The organism is Micromonospora tarensis (assembly GCF_016803395.1).
GTDB classification, from domain to species: domain Bacteria; phylum Actinomycetota; class Actinomycetes; order Mycobacteriales; family Micromonosporaceae; genus Micromonospora; species Micromonospora tarensis.
Map to the genome: position 1 here is coordinate 14,257 of NZ_JAEVHL010000055.1, position 16,241 is coordinate 30,497.

Annotated in this window: 14 protein-coding genes and 2 pseudogenes; 7 read left to right on the forward strand and 9 right to left on the reverse strand. The window is 71.6% G+C overall.

Translation table 11 applies throughout. The features are described from left to right. Positions 1–2 precede the first annotated feature (2 nt). From tal to pgl, 5 genes and pseudogenes are all read left to right on the forward strand, one after another. Positions 3–1,178, forward strand: a complete 1,176-nt coding sequence (tal, locus tag JM949_RS13785) for a transaldolase (protein ID WP_203148892.1) — start codon at positions 3–5, stop codon at positions 1,176–1,178. A 132-nt stretch (positions 1,179–1,310) separates the two neighbouring features. After that, entirely contained in the window at positions 1,311–2,960 is a 1,650-nt protein-coding gene (locus JM949_RS13790) for a glucose-6-phosphate isomerase (protein ID WP_203148893.1), read from the forward strand. Between the two features lie 38 nt (positions 2,961–2,998). Next, a pseudogene (gene zwf, locus JM949_RS13795) lies at positions 2,999–4,512 on the forward strand (glucose-6-phosphate dehydrogenase). Beyond that, positions 4,509–5,525 carry a glucose-6-phosphate dehydrogenase assembly protein OpcA gene (locus JM949_RS13800; RefSeq protein WP_203148894.1) on the forward strand — a complete coding sequence of 339 codons (1,017 nt, stop codon included), beginning with the start codon at positions 4,509–4,511 and terminating at the stop codon, positions 5,523–5,525. The pseudogene zwf and the gene JM949_RS13800 overlap by 4 nt, the downstream one beginning before the upstream one ends. 131 nt (positions 5,526–5,656) lie before the next feature. Next, a complete protein-coding gene (gene pgl, locus JM949_RS13805; protein WP_203148895.1) occupies positions 5,657–6,427 on the forward strand; it encodes a 6-phosphogluconolactonase in 771 nt (256 codons plus the stop codon). A gap of 9 nt (positions 6,428–6,436) precedes the next feature. On the opposite strand, the gene JM949_RS13810 is transcribed toward pgl, so the two are convergent. From JM949_RS13810 to rapZ, 9 genes and pseudogenes are all read right to left on the reverse strand, one after another. Then, positions 6,437–6,778 carry an RNA polymerase-binding protein RbpA gene (locus JM949_RS13810; protein WP_203148896.1) on the reverse strand — a complete coding sequence of 114 codons (342 nt, stop codon included), beginning with the start codon at positions 6,776–6,778 and terminating at the stop codon, positions 6,437–6,439. Positions 6,779–6,916: 138 nt separating this feature from the next. After that, complete coding sequence (secG, locus tag JM949_RS13815; protein WP_124816438.1) at positions 6,917–7,177, reverse strand: preprotein translocase subunit SecG; 261 nt, start codon at positions 7,175–7,177, stop codon at positions 6,917–6,919. A gap of 97 nt (positions 7,178–7,274) precedes the next feature. Then, on the reverse strand, positions 7,275–8,066 hold the full coding sequence (gene tpiA, locus JM949_RS13820; RefSeq protein WP_203148897.1) for a triose-phosphate isomerase: 792 nt from the start codon (positions 8,064–8,066) through the stop codon (positions 7,275–7,277). A gap of 2 nt (positions 8,067–8,068) precedes the next feature. After that, positions 8,069–9,325 carry a phosphoglycerate kinase gene (locus tag JM949_RS13825; RefSeq protein ID WP_203148898.1) on the reverse strand — a complete coding sequence of 419 codons (1,257 nt, stop codon included), beginning with the start codon at positions 9,323–9,325 and terminating at the stop codon, positions 8,069–8,071. Continuing rightward, positions 9,322–10,326 (reverse strand): type I glyceraldehyde-3-phosphate dehydrogenase, encoded by a 1,005-nt coding sequence (gene gap, locus JM949_RS13830; RefSeq protein WP_203148899.1) that lies wholly within the window; start codon positions 10,324–10,326, stop codon positions 9,322–9,324. Before gap ends, JM949_RS13825 begins: the two co-directional genes overlap by 4 nt. A 263-nt stretch (positions 10,327–10,589) precedes the next feature. Beyond that, positions 10,590–11,569 (reverse strand): annotated as a pseudogene (whiA, locus tag JM949_RS13835) (DNA-binding protein WhiA). Between the two features lie 54 nt (positions 11,570–11,623). Then, the gene (locus JM949_RS39710; RefSeq protein WP_238433123.1) at positions 11,624–11,803 is read right to left on the reverse strand and encodes a hypothetical protein; all 180 of its coding nucleotides are present in this window, start codon (positions 11,801–11,803) and stop codon (positions 11,624–11,626) included. A gap of 83 nt (positions 11,804–11,886) precedes the next feature. Continuing rightward, on the reverse strand, positions 11,887–12,732 hold the full coding sequence (locus JM949_RS13840; RefSeq protein WP_238433124.1) for a gluconeogenesis factor YvcK family protein: 846 nt from the start codon (positions 12,730–12,732) through the stop codon (positions 11,887–11,889). Beyond that, positions 12,729–13,631, reverse strand: a complete 903-nt coding sequence (gene rapZ, locus JM949_RS13845) for an RNase adapter RapZ (RefSeq protein ID WP_203148905.1) — start codon at positions 13,629–13,631, stop codon at positions 12,729–12,731. The genes JM949_RS13840 and rapZ overlap by 4 nt, the downstream gene beginning before the upstream one ends. Positions 13,632–13,884: 253 nt before the next feature. Between rapZ and JM949_RS13850 the strand changes: the two genes are divergently transcribed. Next, a complete protein-coding gene (locus tag JM949_RS13850) occupies positions 13,885–14,229 on the forward strand; it encodes a hypothetical protein (protein ID WP_203148900.1) in 345 nt (114 codons plus the stop codon). A 73-nt stretch (positions 14,230–14,302) separates the two neighbouring features. Next, positions 14,303–16,144 carry a DNA helicase RecQ gene (recQ, locus tag JM949_RS13855; RefSeq protein WP_203148901.1) on the forward strand — a complete coding sequence of 614 codons (1,842 nt, stop codon included), beginning with the start codon at positions 14,303–14,305 and terminating at the stop codon, positions 16,142–16,144. Positions 16,145–16,241: the final 97 nt, after the last annotated feature.

The window sequence follows — 16,241 nt, forward strand, 5'->3', positions numbered from 1 at the left end:
GCATGACGGACAAGCTGAATGAGCTCACCGCCGCTGGTGTGGCGGTGTGGCTCGATGATCTTTCCCGGGTACGTTTGAGCTCCGGCGGACTGGACCAGCTCCGCCGTGAGAAGCACGTCGCCGGCGTCACCACCAACCCGACGATCTTCGCCAAGGCGTTGAGCGACGCCGACGAGTACAACTGGCAGTTGCGTGACCTCGCCACCCGTGACGTGGACGTGGAAGAGGCCGTACGGATGCTCACCACGTACGACGTACGGTGGGCCTGCGACGTGATGCGCCCGTCGTACGACGGCAGCGAGGGCGTGGACGGCCGGGTCTCGATCGAGGTGGACCCGCGCAGCGCACACGACGCGGACAAGACGGTCGCCGAGGCCAAGGCGCTGTGGTGGCTGGTCGACCGGCCGAACCTCTTCATCAAGATCCCGGCCACCGAGGAGGGCCTGTCGGCGATCACCGACACCCTCGCCGAGGGGATCAGCGTCAACGTGACGCTGATCTTCGGCCTGGACCGCTACTCGGCGGTCATGGAGGCGTTCCTGGCCGGCCTGGAGCAGGCCAAGGCGAACGGCCACGACCTGTCGAAGATCGGCTCGGTCGCGTCGTTCTTCGTGTCCCGCGTCGACTCCGAGGTCGACAAGCGGCTGGAGAAGGTCGGCTCGGAGCAGGCCAAGTCGCTGAAGGGCAAGGCCGCCGTCGCCAACGCCCAGTTGGCGTACGAGCGCTACACCGAGGTTTTCGCCTCCGACCGCTGGAAGGCGCTCGCCGCCGCCGGCGCGCACCCACAGCGGCCGCTGTGGGCGTCCACGTCGACGAAGAACCCGGACTACCGCGACGTCATCTACGTCGAGGAGCTGATCGCCGACGGCACGGTCAACACCATGCCGGAGGCGGTCATCCACGCGTACGCCGACCACGGCGAGACCCGCGGCGACACCGTCACCGGCTCGTACGACGCGGCTCGGCAGGTCTTCGCGGATCTGGAGTCGGTCGGGATCGACATGGCCGACGTGATCGCCACCCTGGAGCGCGAGGGCGTGGAGAAGTTCGAGGCCAGCTGGCAGGAGCTGCTCGACGGTGTCCGCAAGTCGCTGGAGGCGGCGGCGAAGGGCACCGGCGCGCCGAACAAGGCGGCCAAGGGCAACGCGAAGGCCGCCCAGAAGGCCGGTGGGGCATGAGCGAGCGAATCAGCAGGCTGGGCGACGGCACGCAGCGAAGCGGAGTGACGGCATGAGTGAGCGCAGCGAGCGAATCAGCAGGCTCAGCGTGAAGGTGCCTCAGGACGGCACGCAGCGAAGCGGAGTGACGGCATGAGTGACCTGCTCGCGGGGCCGGTGGAGGCAGCCGCCGGGCTGGCCGTGTACGGCGCGGACGCGGTCGACAAGGCCGCGCCCGCCTCGACCCGGGACGCGCTGGTCAAGGCCGGCGTCCCGGGCAAGCTCGCCGGCAAGGACGCCAGCCTGTGGGGTCCGGACGCCGAGGCCGAGGCGAAGATCCGGCTGGGCTGGGTGGACACCCACCAGCGCAGTCGGGAGCTGCTGACGCAGCTGGCCGAGCTGAGCGCCGAGCTGGCCGACCTGGATCACGTGGTGCTCGCCGGAATGGGCGGCTCGTCGCTGGCCCCCGAGGTGATCACCCGGACGCTGGGTCGCCCGCTGACCGTGCTGGACACCACCGACCCGGGCCAGGTCCGGGCGGCGCTCGGTGACCGGTTGGAGCGCACCGTCGTGGTGGTGGCCAGCAAGTCCGGCTCGACTGTCGAGACCGACAGCCACCGACGCGCCTACTGGCAGGCGTTCCTGGACGCCGGGATGACCGAGGCGGAGGCCGGCCGGCACTTCGTCATCGTCACCGACCCGGGTTCGCCGCTGGAGGCCACCGCGGCCGAGATGGGCGCGTTCACAGTGCTCGCCGACCCGAACGTCGGCGGCCGGTATTCGGCGCTGACCGCGTTCGGCCTGGTGCCCTCGGCGCTGGCCGGGGTCGAGGTCGCGGAGTTGCTCGACCAGGCCGACGCGCTGGCCGCGTCGCTCGGCGCGGACCGGGACAATCCGGCGCTGGCGCTGGGCGCCGCCCTGGGCGCGGCGGCGACGCTGGCCCGGGACAAGGTCGCCCTGGTCTCCGACGGCACCGGCATCGACGGCCTCGGCGACTGGGCCGAGCAGTTGATCGCCGAGTCGACCGGCAAGGCTGGGGTGGGCATCCTCCCGGTGGTGGTGGAGTCCCCGCAGAGCCCCGGCGCCACCGGCCCGGACGTGCTGACGGTCAGCTACGGCGGAGCGCTGGCCGCCGGTGACCTGCCGGGCGGCGGCGCCAACCCGGACGTGGCCGTCAACGGCCCGCTGGGCGCGCAGTTCCTGGCCTGGGAGTACGCCACAGCGGTGGCCGGGGTGGTGCTCGGCATCGACCCGTTCAACCAGCCGAACGTCACCGAGTCCAAGGAGAACACCAACAAGATCCTGGCCTCGGGCCTGCCGGCGGAGACGCCGTCGTTCACCGAGGGCGCAATCGAGGTGTACGCCCCGCAGGGCGCTCCGGGGGACCTGGCCGGCGTGCTGCGCTGGCTGCTCGACGGGCTGGGCGACGACGGCTACCTCGCCGTGATGGCGTACCTCGACCGGTTCGCCGACGCCGACACGGCCCGGCTGCGGACGCTGCTGGCCCAGGCCGGTGGCCGGCCGGTCACCTTCGGCTGGGGCCCGCGGTTCCTGCACTCGACCGGCCAGTACCACAAGGGCGGCCCGCAGGTGGGCAGCTACCTCCAGGTGACCGGCGCGGTCGCCGAGGACCTGGCGGTGCCGGGCAAGCCGTACACCTTCGGTGAGTTGCAGGCGGCGCAGGCCGCCGGGGACCGTGAGGCCCTCGCCGGTCGGCAGCGGCCGGTGCTGCGCCTGCACCTCACCGACCGGGCCGCCGGCGTCGCCCAACTGCTCGACGCGGCCGGTCAACTGCGGGCGTGAGGATGGACCACGTGAGTGAAGCGGAGCGAGGAGGCGGCATGAACCCGCTGCGCGACCCACAGGACCGCCGGTTGCCCCGGATCCCGGAGCCCTGTGCTCTGGTGATCTTCGGGGTGACCGGCGACCTGGCCCGCAAGAAGCTGCTCCCCGCCGTCTACGACCTGGCCAACCGGGGGCTGCTGCCGCCCGGCTTCGTGGTGCTCGGTTTCGCGCGCCGCGACTGGGGCGACGGCGACTTCGAGACGTTGGCCTGCGAGGCGGCCCGCAAGCACGCCGCACCCCGTGGCGGGACGAGGTGTGGGCACGGCTGGCCGGCAACATCAAGTTCGTCGGTGGGTCGTTCGACGACGACGCGGCGTTCGACACGCTCGCCGCGACGCTGGACGACCTGCGGCAGAGCCACGGCATCACCGGCAACGCGGCCTTCTACTTCTCCATCCCGCCGGCCGCGTTCCCGGTCGTGCTCAAGCAGTTGGCCCGCACCGGCATGGCGGACAACGACAAGTCGGGCGGTTGGCGCCGGGTCGTGGTGGAGAAGCCGTTCGGTAACGACCTGCCCTCGGCGAAGGCGCTCAACGACCTCGTCGACGACGTGTTCACCCGGCAGGACGTCTTCCGGATCGACCACTATTTGGGCAAGGAGACCGTCCAGAACATCCTCGCGCTGCGGTTCGCCAACAACCTGTTCGAGCCGCTGTGGAACTCGAAGTACGTCGACTCGGTGCAGATCACCATGGCCGAGGACGTCGGCATCGGCACCCGGGCCGGCTTCTACGACACCGTCGGCACCGCCCGCGACGTCCTGCAGAACCACCTGCTCCAACTCCTCGCCCTGGTGGCGATGGAGGAGCCGACCAGCTTCGACGCCGACGAGATCCGGGCCGAGAAGCTGAAGGTGCTCAAGGCCATCACCCTGCCCAAGGACGTCGCGCGGGACACCGTCCGCGGCCAGTACCTGCCGGGCTGGGTGGGCGGCGAACGCGCCGTCGGTTACCTGGAGGAGCGGGACGTTCCCACCGACTCCACCACCGAGACGTACGTGGCGGTGCGGCTGGGCATCCAGAACCGCCGCTGGGCGGAGGTGCCGTTCTACATCCGGGCCGGCAAGCGACTGCCCCGGCGGGTCACCGAGGTCGCCATCATCTTCAAGAAGGCGCCGCACCTGCCGTTCAACGACGCCGACATGGAGTCGCTGGGCAACAACCAACTGGTCATCCGGGTGCAGCCGGACGAGGGCGTGGTGCTCAAGTTCGGCTCGAAGGTGCCCGGCACCACGATGGAGGTCCGCGACATCGCGATGGACTTCCAGTACGGCGAGGCGTTCACCGAGTCCAGCCCGGAGGCGTACGAGCGGCTGGTGCTGGACGTGCTGATCGGCGACCGCACCCTGTTCCCGGACGCGGCCGAGGTCGAGCAGAGCTGGCAGGTGATCGACCCGCTGGAGCACGCCTGGGCGGGCACCACCCCGGAGCCGTACCGGGCCGGCGAGTGGGGGCCACGGGCCTCCGACGAGATGCTGGCCCGCGAGGGCCGCGCTTGGAGAAGAGCATGATCGGGCTGTGGGACACCACCGGCAACGAGGTGGTCAAGGCGCTCGCCGCCGAGCGGCGCAGCGCCGGCGGGGTGGCCAGCGGGATGGCGCTCACCCTCATCGTGGTCGTGGACGAGAAGCGGGTTCGTGAGGCGGAGGCGGCGGCGACGATCGCCGCCGCCGCCCACCCGTGCCGGCTGCTGGTGGTGGTGCGCTCCGAGATCGAGCGGGACCGCAACCGCCTGGACGCCGAGATCGTGGTCGGTGGCCGGCTCGGCCCGTGCGAGGCGGTGGTCACCCGGATGTACGGCCGGCTGGCCCTGCACGCCGAGTCGGTAGTGCTGCCGCTGCTCGTCCCCGACGTGCCGGTGGTCACCTGGTGGCACGGCGAGCCGCCGGCGGAGATCGCCACTGACTTCCTCGGGGTGGTCGCCGACCGGAGGATCACCGACTCCGCGCAGGCCGCCGACCCGGTGGAGGCGCTGCGGCAGCGGGCCCGGGACTACGCCCCCGGCGACACCGATCTCGCCTGGACCCGGATCACCCCGTGGCGGACCCTGGTCGCCGGTGCGTTCGACACCACCAGCGCCCGGGTCACCGAGGCTACAGTGGTCGCGCCGCCCACCGACCCGACGGCGACGCTGATGATCGGTTGGCTGGCCAGCCGGCTCGGCATCACCCCGCGCCGGGTGGACACCACCGACGCCCCCCGGATGCGGGAGGTGCAGCTGAGCTGCGCCAACGGTGACCAGCTGACGCTGACCCGGGAGGACAGCCTGGCCGTGTTCCGGCGGACCGGCCAGGACGACAGAGCCCTGCCGCTGGTCCGCCGCCCACTCGGCGACGAGCTGGCCGAGGAGCTGCGCCGGCTGGACGCCGACCAGGTGTACGCGGAGGCGCTGGGCGCGACGGTCGGGCTGCGCGGGCTTGAGCAGCGCCCCCCGCAGCGGGTTCACGTCTGGAAGGATCCAGCCACCGCACGCCGCGCCGAGGCCGGCGTCACCGCGCACACCGGCACCAGCGGCGAGGCCTGAGCCCGGTCGAGGTACCCCGGCAGGCCCCACCCCGGCGCCTCCGCACCATCCGCCCCCACCACCTCGGGCACACCGGCCCGGGCACGACGCGACAGCGACCGCCCCGCGGTCGGGAAACGAAGGCGCAACCCATGAGTGAGGCGAGTGTCGCCGTGCACGCCGACGCCGAGCTGCTGGCACAGGCCGTGGCGGCCCGGTTGCTGGTGAAGCTGCTCGACGCCCAGGCCGACCGGGGCGAGGCCTCGGTGGTGCTCACCGGCGGTCGGGTCGCCGCGGCCGTCTACCGGGCGGTCGCGGCGCTGCCGGCCCGGGACGCGGTGGACTGGTCCCGGGTCGACGTGTGGTGGGGCGACGAGCGGTTCCTGCCGGCCGGTGATCCGGACCGCAACGAGACCCAGGCCCGTGCCGCCCTGCTGGACGTGGTGCCGCTGGACCCGGCCAGGGTGCACGCGATGCCGGCCTCGGACGGCCCGGCCGGCGACGACCCGGAGATGGCGGCGGCAGCGTACGCGGAGGAGCTGCTGCGCGCCGCCCGCCCCGGGCACGCCACGCTGCCGCACTTCGACGTGCTGATGTTGGGCGTCGGCGAAGACGGGCACGTCGCCTCGGTCTTCCCGGAGCACCCGGTGCACTACGAGACCCGGCCGGTCAGCGCGGTGCGGGGCAGCCCGAAACCGCCGCCGACGCGGACCACCCTCACCCTGCCGGCGATCAACACCGCCGAGGAGGTCTGGTTGGTCGCAGCCGGCGCCGACAAGGCGCGCTCGGTGGGGATGGCGTTGGCCGGCGCCGGGCCGGTGCAGCTGCCCGCCGCCGGGGTGCACGGTGTGAGCCGCACCCGCTGGCTGCTGGACCGGGCGGCGGCAACCGACGTACCAGCCCGGCTGCGTAGCCTCCGCTGAGCGCGGCTGTTACTCGCCCCGGCGACGACGCAGCGCGGCCAGCGCCTCGTTCAGCAGGGCCTCGCCCTCCTCGGCGGTGCGTCGCTCCTTCACGTACGCCAGATGGCTCTTGTAGGGCTCGGCGCGGACCCGGCCCGGCGGGTTCTGCGCATCCTGCCCGGCCGGTAGGCCGCAGCGGGGGCAGTCCCACACGGTAGGCGGTTCGGCGTCCGCGGCGATCCGGATGTCGACCTGGTGGTGGTTGCGGCACCAGTAGGTGACGTTCTGGCGGGGGGCGGGTTGATGCCGCTCGTCCGGGCGCGTGGGCGCGGACCCGACCCGGGCGCCCCGGATGACGTTGCCACTCGGCACGGCTGCTCGCTCCTGTCGTCGGAGGGACCCGCCGACTTCGGGGGTGGAGCGGCGGGCGACGCGGTGCAGCGGAGAAAAGCCTGCGCGCGGCCCGTCAGTGACGGACCGCGCGCAGATTGTACGACTTGACGAGCCTGCTCAGGCGCCGCTGTTCATCTGGAGGCGTAGCCAGAGCCCGAGCCCGACGATGGCGGCGAACCAGACCACGCTCACCAGAACGGTGTAGCGGTCCAGGTTTTTCTCCGCGACCGAGGAGCCGGCGAGGCTGGAGCTGACGCCACCACCGAACATGCTCGACAGACCGCCGCCCTTGCCGCGGTGCAGCAGGATCAGCATGGTGAGCAGAATGCTCGTGATGACCAGCAACACGATCAACGTGTATGCGAACCAGATCGGCATGGCTGGGGTCAGTTCCTCTCGTAACGATCCTCGCCCGGTCTGATCGGGCATCGGTGGCACCGACCGGCGGACGGGCGGTGTCAAGGATACCGAGCGATCAGCGCACGAGGTGCTCCGGGAACCGGCAGATCTGCGCGAATTCCTCGGCGTCCAGGCTGGCGCCCCCCACCAGGCCCCCGTCCACGTCCGGCTGAGCCATGATCGAGGCGACGTTGGACGCCTTGACCGAGCCGCCGTAGAGGACCCGGACCTGGTCGGCGGTCTCCTGGTCGAAGCGCTCAGCCAGCCGCTTCCGGACCGCCCCGCAGACCTCCTGGGCGTCCTCCGGCGTCGCGGTCTTGCCCGTGCCGATCGCCCAGACCGGCTCGTACGCGATCACGACCTGCCGCACCTGCTCGGGGGTGAGCCCGGCGAGGCCCCCGTCGAGCTGGTCGGCGCAGTGCGCCACGTGGGTGCCCTGCTCGCGGACGTCCAGCCCCTCCCCCACGCAGAGGATCGGGGTCAGGCCGTGCGTCAGCGCCGCCTTCACCTTGGCGTTGACCACCACGTCGTCCTCGTGGTGGTAGGCCCGCCGCTCGGAGTGCCCGACCACCACGTACGTGCAGCCGAGCTTGGCCAGCAGCGGGCCGGAGATGTCCCCGGTGTACGCGCCGGACGCGTGCGGGGAGAGGTCCTGCCCGCCGTAGCCGATCAGCAGCTTGTCGCCGTCCACCGCGGTCTGCACGGTACGCAGGTCGGTGAAGGGCGGCAGCACGACCGTCTCGACCTCGGTGAGCTGCTTCTCGGTGAGGCTCGCCGCCAGCTTCTGCACCAGCAGGTTGGCCTCGAGGTGGTTGAGGTTCATCTTCCAGTTGCCGGCCATCAGCGGCCGACGGGTGGTGCTCGCCATGTTCAGTTCTCCAGGGCCGCGATGCCGGGGAGGGTCTTGCCCTCGAGGTATTCCAGAGAGGCGCCGCCACCCGTGGAGATGTGCCCGAAGGACGATTCGTCCAGCCCCAGGGCACGGACCGCGGCTGCGCTGTCACCGCCACCGACGACGCTGAACGCGTCGGCCTTGGTGATCGCCTCGGCGATCCCCCGGGTGCCCGCCGCGAACGCCGGCATCTCGAACACGCCCATCGGGCCGTTCCAGAAGATCGTCTTCGCCTGGGACAGCGCGGCGCTGAAACCGGCCACCGTCTCCGGGCCGACGTCCAGGCCGAGCCGGTGGCTCGGAATGCCGTCCACGCGGACCGTGTCGTGCGCGGCGTCCGGGGCGAACGCGTCCGCCACCACCACGTCGACCGGGAGCATGATCTTGCCGCCGGACCGCTCCAGCAGGTTGCGGCAGGTCTCGACCATGTCCTTCTCCAGCAGCGAGGTGCCCACCTCCAGGCCCTGGGCCTTGAGGAAGGTGAAGCACATCCCGCCGCCGATGAGCAGCCGGTCGACAGTGGGCAGCAGCGCCTCGATCACGGCGAGCTTGTCGGACACCTTCGACCCACCGAGCACCACCACGTACGGCCGCTCGGGGTCACCGGTGAGCTTCGAGAGCACCTCGACCTCACGCAGCACCAGTCGGCCGGCGACGCGCGGCAGCCGGGCCGGCACGTCGAAGACGCTGGCGTGCTTGCGGTGCACCGCACCGAACGCGTCGTCCACGTACGCGTCGCCGAACGACGCGAGCTGGTCGGCGAAGGCACCCCGCTCGGCCTCGTCCTTGCTGGTCTCCCCGGCGTTGAAACGCAGGTTCTCCAGCAGGGCGACCTGGCCGTCGGCCAGGTCCGCGACGGTCGAGCGGGCGGAGTCACCGACGGTGTCGGTGGCGAAGTGCACCGGCGCGCCGAGCAGCTCACCGAGCCGCCCGGCGACCGGGCTCAGGCTGAACTGCGGGTCCGGAGCGCCCTTCGGGCGGCCCAGGTGCGAGCAGACGACCACCTTCGCGCCGGCCTCGACCAGCGCGCCGAGGGTCGGCAGCACCGCACGGATGCGCCCGTCGTCAGCGATCCTCACTCCGTCCGGAGTGCCGCCTTGCGGCGCGGAGGTGGAGTTATGATCGTCGATGGTGCTGGTCTGCTTGTCGAGCGGGACGTTCAGGTCGGCGCGCACCAGCACGCGCCGACCCGACACCCCCTCGGCGAGCAGGTCGTCGAGGGTCCGGATGCTCACAGCGACGAACCGATCAGCTTGACCAGGTCGACCAGGCGGTTGGAGTAGCCCCACTCGTTGTCGTACCAGCCGACGACCTTGACCTGGTTGCCGATGACCTTGGTCAGCGGCGCGTCGAAGATGCACGACGCCGGGTCGGTCACGATGTCGGCGGAGACGATCGGGTCCTCGTTGTAGACCAGGATGCCCTTGAGCGGGCCGTCCGCAGCGGCCTTCAGCGCGGCGTTGACCTCGTCGACGGTGGTCTCCCGGCCGACCTCGACGGTGAGGTCGGTGGCCGAACCGGTCGGGATCGGCACCCGCAGCGCGTACCCGTCGAGCTTGCCCTTCAGCTCCGGCAGGACCAGACCGATCGCCTTGGCGGCACCGGTGGAGGTCGGCACGATGTTCAGCGCGGCGGCCCGGGCCCGACGCAGGTCCTTGTGCGGCGCGTCCTGGAGGTTCTGGTCCTGGGTGTACGCGTGGATGGTGGTCATCAGACCCTTGGTGATGCCGAACGTGTCCTGCAGGACCTTCGCCATCGGGGCCAGGCAGTTGGTGGTGCACGAGGCGTTGGAGATGATGGTGTGCTTCGCCGGGTCGTAGGTGTCGTGGTTGACACCCATGACGACGGTGACGTCCTCGTTCTTCGCCGGGGCGGAGATGATGACCTTCTTGGCCCCGCCGTCGACGTGCGCCTTCGCCTTGGTGGCGTCGGTGAAGAAGCCGGTCGACTCGATGACGACGTCGGCGCCGACCTCACCCCACGGCAGCTTCGACGGGTCCTTCTCGGCGTACGCCTTGATGGTCTTGCCACCGACGGTGATCTCGTCGGCGGTGGCCTTGACCTCGTACGGCAGGCGACCCAGGATGCTGTCGTACTTGAGCAGGTGGGCGAGCGTGCCGTTGTCGGTCAGGTCGTTCACCGCCACGACCTCGATGTCGGCGTCGGACGCCAGCACTGCCCGGAAGAAGTTACGGCCGATTCGGCCAAAGCCGTTGATGCCAACCCGGATGGTCACAGGTCCCATCTCCTCGCGTTCTGGTCTGCCGGCTTCAGACAACGGGCCGGCGGAGTGGTGTGCGCCGACCGTTGGAGCCGGCCGTTGACGGTTCATCTCGGCCACCCCGCCGCGGTCTGAGGACCTGACCGCCCGAGGCGGTGGGCACGACGAGGAGTGCCTGTGTCGGCCCCCTTGCCGTACGCAGCGACCCTATCCGAGCGTGCGAGACCACGCTGCGCCGGGTCGTGCTCCCGGACGCGCCGTGCGGCCTCACCGTCCTATCAGACCACGAGCATGTCGGGCGTGACGGCTGCTTCGGTATCCGGGATGCCGAGGTCCCGGGCCCGCTTGTCGGCAAGCGCCAGCAGCCGGCGGATCCGCCCGGCGATGGCGTCCTTGGTCAGCGGGGGGTCGGCCAGCGCGCCCAGCTCCTCCAGCGACGCCTGCCGGTGCTCCAGGCGCAGCCGCCCGGCGTCGGTCAGGTGGTTGGGTGCCTCGTCGGCGAGGATCTCCAGGGCGCGGGTGACCCGGGCGGCTGCGGCGACCGCCGCGCGCGCCGAGCGGCGCAGGTTGGCGTCGTCGAAGTTGGCCAGCCGGTTGGCGGTGGCGCGCACCTCACGGCGTACCCGGCGCTCCTCCCAGGCCAGCACGCTGGAGTGCGCGCCGATCCGGGTCAGCAGCGCGGCGATCGCGTCGCCGTCCTTGACGACCACCCGGTCCACCCCGCGTACCTCGCGGTTCTTCGCGGTGATGCCGATCCGGCGGGCCGCGCCGACCAGCGCCAGCGCCGACTCCGGCCCCGGGCAGGTGATCTCCAGCGCGCTGGAGCGGCCGGCTCGGTGAGCGAGCCGTGCGCCATGAACGCGCCCCGCCACGCGGAGACCGCGCAGCAGACGTTCGCCGCCACCACGTGCGGGGGCAGCCCGCGCACCGGGCGACCCCGCACGTCGAGCAGGCCGGTCTGCCGGGCGAGGGCCTCGCCGTCCTTGACCACCCGCACGATGAAGTGGCTGCCCTTGCGCAACCCGCCGGAGGCCAACACGTGGATCTCGCTCGGGTACCCGTAGACCTCGGCGATCTCCCGACGCAGTCGTCGGGCCACCGCCCCGGTGTCCAGCTCCGCCTCCACCACCACGCGGCCGGAGACGATGTGCAGCCCGCCCGCGAAGCGCAGCAGCGCGGCCATCTCCGCACGCCGACAGCAGGGCTTGGGCACGTCGACCCGACTCAGCTCGTCCTTGACCGCGGCCGTCATCGCCATTGTGCGTCCCCTCACGGACCGGTTCCGGCGTGTCGCCGGAGATTACGTACGTGTCTAACGATCGGAGCCCAGGACAGGCACCAGCGCGGCACCCAGGGCAGCCGGATCATGGCGGGGAGTCCCGTCGACAACGGCGACGGGGGCGAGGACCAGGCGGGCACCCAGCGATTCTGCCGCACGTTCGACCGGTTCGGGGTCACCCACCGCCTTGGCATCGGCGAGCACAAGATCCACCTTGAGCTCGGGCAGGTACCAGTGCAGCGCCGCGAGATGGTCGGCGACGGAGAGCCCGAGCGTCTCCTTCTCCGCGGCCAGGTTCAGCGTGACCAGCCGCCGGCCGAGCTGGACACGATCGCGTCGGCCAACTGCGGCACCAGCAGGTGCGGAAGCACGCTGGTGTACCAGCTGCCCGGCCCGAAGATCAACCAGTCCGCCGCCCTGATCGCCTCGATGGCCTCGGCGCAGGCCGGCGGGGCGCTCGGGGTGAGGCGCAGCGACTCGACCCGACCGGTGGTGACCGCCACCTGGTGCTGGCCACTCACCGTCCGCACCTCGTCCGGGGCGGCCGGGTCGACACCCCGAACCCGGGCCTCGATGCCTACCGGCTGGCGGGACATCGGCAACACCCGACCCACCGCGCCGAGCATCGCCCCGGCGTGCTCCAGGGCCGCCACCGGGTCGCCGAGCAGCTCCATCAGGCCACAGAGCACCAGGTTGCCCACCGCGTGCCCGGTCAGCCCGTCGGTGCCGGCCGACGCCCCGTCGGTGCCGGCCCATACTCCGTCGGTGCCCGTCGACGCCCCGTCGGTGCCGCGCCGGGCCGCGCCGGGCCGGTCCGGGTCGTCGCCCGCCGCCGTGACCGGGTCGGTCGCCCCGGCTCGGGGTACGTCCACCGGCGCGGCGACGAAGCGGTGCTGGAACAGCCCGGCGCTGCGCCGGGTCGCCGGGTGGTCCCCCGCCAACGCCACCAGCGCCTGCCGTAGATCACCCGGGGGCAGGCCACCCCGCTCGGCGCGGAGCCGGCCACTGGACCCGCCGTCGTCCCCCACGGTGACCACCGCGGTGATGTCGAGGTCGAGTTCGGGAGCGCAGTGCCGCAGCGCGCGCAACGAGGCGGACAGACCATGCCCGCCACCGAACGCCACCACCCGCCGGGACGTCATTCCCGCCCCAGGTCGCGGTGCTGGGCGTTGGCCGCCAGCCCGGAGTGGCGCAGCCGGCTGGCCAGCTCCTCGGCGATGGCCACACTGCGGTGCTTGCCGCCGGTGCAGCCGACCGCGACGGTGAGGTAGCGCTTGCCCTCCCGCTCGAAGCCGGTCGTGGTGGCGTTGACCAGGTCGGCGTACGAGGCGACGAAGGCGTCCGCGCCCTCCTGGCCCAGCACGTACGCGCTGACCGCCTCCTCCCGCCCGGTGTGCTCCCGCAGCTCCGGCACCCAGTACGGATTGGGCAGGAACCGGGCGTCCAGCACGAAGTCGGCATCCGGCGGCAGGCCGTACTTGAAGCCGAACGACAGCACTGTCACCCGCAGCCGGCGGGCGTCCTCGCCGCCGAACAGCTCCTCGATGCGCCGGCGGAGCTGGTTGACGTTCAGGTGGCTGGTGTCGATGATCACGTCGGCCTGGTCGCGCGCCTCCTCCAGCAGCCCGCGCTCCACGGCGATGCCGTCGGCCAGCCGCCCGTCGCCCTGCAACGGGTGCGAACGGCGGACGCTCTCGAACCGCCGGATCAGCACCTCGTCGTCGGCGTCGACGAAGACCACCCGGGGCGAGAACCCGCGGTCCCTCAGCTCCCGGATCGCCCCGGCCAGGTCCGTGAAGAAGGCCCGCGACCGGACGTCCAGCACCATCGCGGTGCGCCGAGCCGCGCCACCCGCCTTGAACGCCAGCTCGGCCATGTCCAGCATCAGTGCCTGCGGCAGGTTGTCGACGACGTAGTAGCCGACGTTCTCCAACGCCCGGGCGACAGTGCTTCGGCCGCCCCCGGAGACGCCGGTGACCACCACGAGAGTGGTCTCCGACTCGGTCGCCAGCTGCTCGTCCCCGGCAACCCGGTCGTCCATCCGGTCACCGACTGTGCGCGCCTCGCTCACCCGTACCCCCAAGCCGTGGCGCCGCGGCCGCCTGTGGCCGCGATTGGTCAATCAGCGACTCTATCCCGCCACCAGCCCGAGGCCGGGCACCCGTGGCCAAGCTGCGGCCACGGACCGGTCGAGGGTCACCCTCCCGACAGTCAGCGCGCTTGATGACGATCAGTAATCATCTATACGCTTTCTGTGATCACCGCAGGTCACGATCGATATCTGGGAGGGCGCGATGCACGACCTGGCGGACAAGAACAAATACGTCGGCTTCCTGTTCATGCGAATCAGCCCCGAGTACTTCGCCCTCGGCCGGGAGGGCATCCACGAGATCTCCGCCGAGCACGCCCGCGACCTGGGCCGCTTCGCCAAGCAGCTCACCCACGTCGTGACGACCGGGGTGAACGGCAGGTACGACCAGGTCACGATCGTGGAGGGCGACACCCTCGAGGAGATCAACGCGGCGGCCACCGCCTTCCGGATGGGCAACAAGGCCCGCTACATCGAGATCGTCGACATCGTGGTCGGGATGAAGGCCCCGCCGCGCGGTCTGGCCAACCGGTCCAGCCAGCCCGGCTGACCGCGTCGCCCGGCGCACCGAGTGGTGGGTGCGCCGGGCGGGCGCTGTCGGGGTTGGCTCGTACACTCCCCGGATGGCTTCTCCGACCGACCTGCGTACCGAGGACGCGCTGGCGGTGCTGCGCCGGGTGTTCGGCTACGACGCCTTCCGCGGTTTCCAGCGGGACGTGATCGACCACGTGGTCGCCGGCGGCGACGCGCTGGTGTTGATGCCCACCGGTGGCGGCAAGTCCCTGTGCTACCAGATCCCGGCCCTGGTCCGCGACGGGGTCGCGGTCGTCGTTTCCCCGCTGATCGCGCTCATGCAGGACCAGGTCGACGCGCTCACCGCCGTCGGCGTACGCGCCGGGTTCCTCAACTCCACCCAGAGCCTGGACGCCCGACGCCGAGTCGAGGCCGCCTTCGTCGCCGGTGAGCTGGACCTGCTCTACCTGGCCCCGGAAGGGCTCGGCGTCCGGTCCACCCTCGCCCTGCTGGACCGGGGGCGCATCTCCCTGTTCGCGATCGACGAGGCGCACTGCGTGTCCCAGTGGGGGCACGACTTCCGCCCCGACTACCTGGCGCTCTCGATGCTGCACGAACGGTGGCCCGAGGTGCCCCGCATCGCCCTGACCGCCACCGCCACCAGCGCCACCCGCACCGAGATCGCCAGCCGACTCAAACTCGACGACGCCCGCCACTTCGTGGCCAGCTTCGACCGGCCCAACATCCAGTACCGGATCGTGCCCAAGCGCGAACCCCGCAAGCAACTGCTGGCCCTGCTGCGCGACGAGCACCCCGGCGACGCCGGCATCGTCTACTGCCTGTCCCGGGCCTCGGTGGACAAGACGGCGGAGTTCCTCACCGCCAACGGGATCGCCGCGCTGCCCTACCACGCCGGGCTGGACGCGGGCACCCGCGCGGCCAACCAGCAGCGCTTCCTGCGCGAGGACGGCCTGGTCATGGTGGCCACCATCGCCTTCGGCATGGGCATCGACAAGCCCGACGTGCGGTTCGTGGCCCACCTCGACCTGCCCAAGTCGGTCGAGGGCTACTACCAGGAAACCGGCCGCGCCGGGCGGGACGGGCTGCCGTCCACCGCCTGGCTGGCGTACGGCCTGCAGGACGTGGTCCAGCAACGCAAGATGATCGACACCTCCGAGGGCGACCTCGCCCACCGCCGCAACCTCGCCGCGCACCTGGACGCGATGCTCGCCCTCTGCGAGACGGTGCGCTGCCGACGGGTCCAGCTGCTCGAATACTTCGGCGAAACGACCACCGCCGCCTGCGGCAACTGCGACACCTGCCTCACCCCACCGGAGTCCTGGGACGGCACTGTCGCCGCCCAGAAGCTGCTGTCCACCGTCTTCCGCCTCGACCGCGAACGCAACCAGCGCTTTGGCGCCGGGCACTGCGTCGACATCCTGCTCGGCAAGCAGACCGACAAAATCAGCCAGTACGGTCACGACTCGCTGACCGTCTTCGGCATCGGCTCCGAGCTGAGCGAGGCGGAGTGGCGCGGCGTGGTACGCCAACTGCTCGCCGAAGGGCTACTCGCCGTGGAGGGTGACTACGGCACCCTCGCGCTGACCGAGGCGAGCGCGGATGTCCTCGGTCGCCGCCGTACGGTCACGATGCGCCGCGAGCCGGAGAAGCCGGCGTCGAGCCGCGGGTCGAAGCCGCGTGGCTCGTCCACAGTCGTGGCAGAGTTGAGCCCGGCCGCCGCGCCCGTCTTCGAGCGGCTGCGCGCCTGGCGGGCGGCCACCGCCAAGGAACAGGGCGTCCCGGCGTACGTCATCTTCCACGACGCCACGCTGCGACAGATCGCCAACGACACACCCGGCACGCTGGCCGAACTGTCCCGCGTCAACGGGGTCGGCGAGAACAAGCTCGCCAAGTACGGCGAGCAGATTCTTGCCGTACTAGCCACCGACTGACATGGCGAAGGGCCGGGCCCCGGTGGTGGGGTCCGGCCCTTCGGTGTGTGGTGGGTGTTTTAGCTGGTCGTGGTGTGGGTTTTAGCTGGTGGCGTAG

Bases quoted from the DNA above. Each gene is read 5' to 3' on its own strand.
- tal (WP_203148892.1), top strand. From the start codon at position 3: ATGACGGACAAGCTGAATGAGCTCACCGCCGCTGGTGTGGCGGTGTGG.
- JM949_RS13790 (WP_203148893.1), top strand. From the start codon at position 1,311: ATGAGTGACCTGCTCGCGGGGCCGGTGGAGGCAGCCGCCGGGCTGGCC.
- JM949_RS13800 (WP_203148894.1), top strand. From the start codon at position 4,509: ATGATCGGGCTGTGGGACACCACCGGCAACGAGGTGGTCAAGGCGCTC.
- pgl (WP_203148895.1), top strand. From the start codon at position 5,657: ATGAGTGAGGCGAGTGTCGCCGTGCACGCCGACGCCGAGCTGCTGGCA.
- secG (WP_124816438.1), bottom strand. From the start codon at position 7,177: ATGCCGATCTGGTTCGCATACACGTTGATCGTGTTGCTGGTCATCACG.
- tpiA (WP_203148897.1), bottom strand. From the start codon at position 8,066: ATGGCGAGCACCACCCGTCGGCCGCTGATGGCCGGCAACTGGAAGATG.
- JM949_RS13840 (WP_238433124.1), bottom strand. From the start codon at position 12,732: ATGACGTCCCGGCGGGTGGTGGCGTTCGGTGGCGGGCATGGTCTGTCC.
- rapZ (WP_203148905.1), bottom strand. From the start codon at position 13,631: ATGGACGACCGGGTTGCCGGGGACGAGCAGCTGGCGACCGAGTCGGAG.
- JM949_RS13850 (WP_203148900.1), top strand. From the start codon at position 13,885: ATGCACGACCTGGCGGACAAGAACAAATACGTCGGCTTCCTGTTCATG.
- recQ (WP_203148901.1), top strand. From the start codon at position 14,303: ATGGCTTCTCCGACCGACCTGCGTACCGAGGACGCGCTGGCGGTGCTG.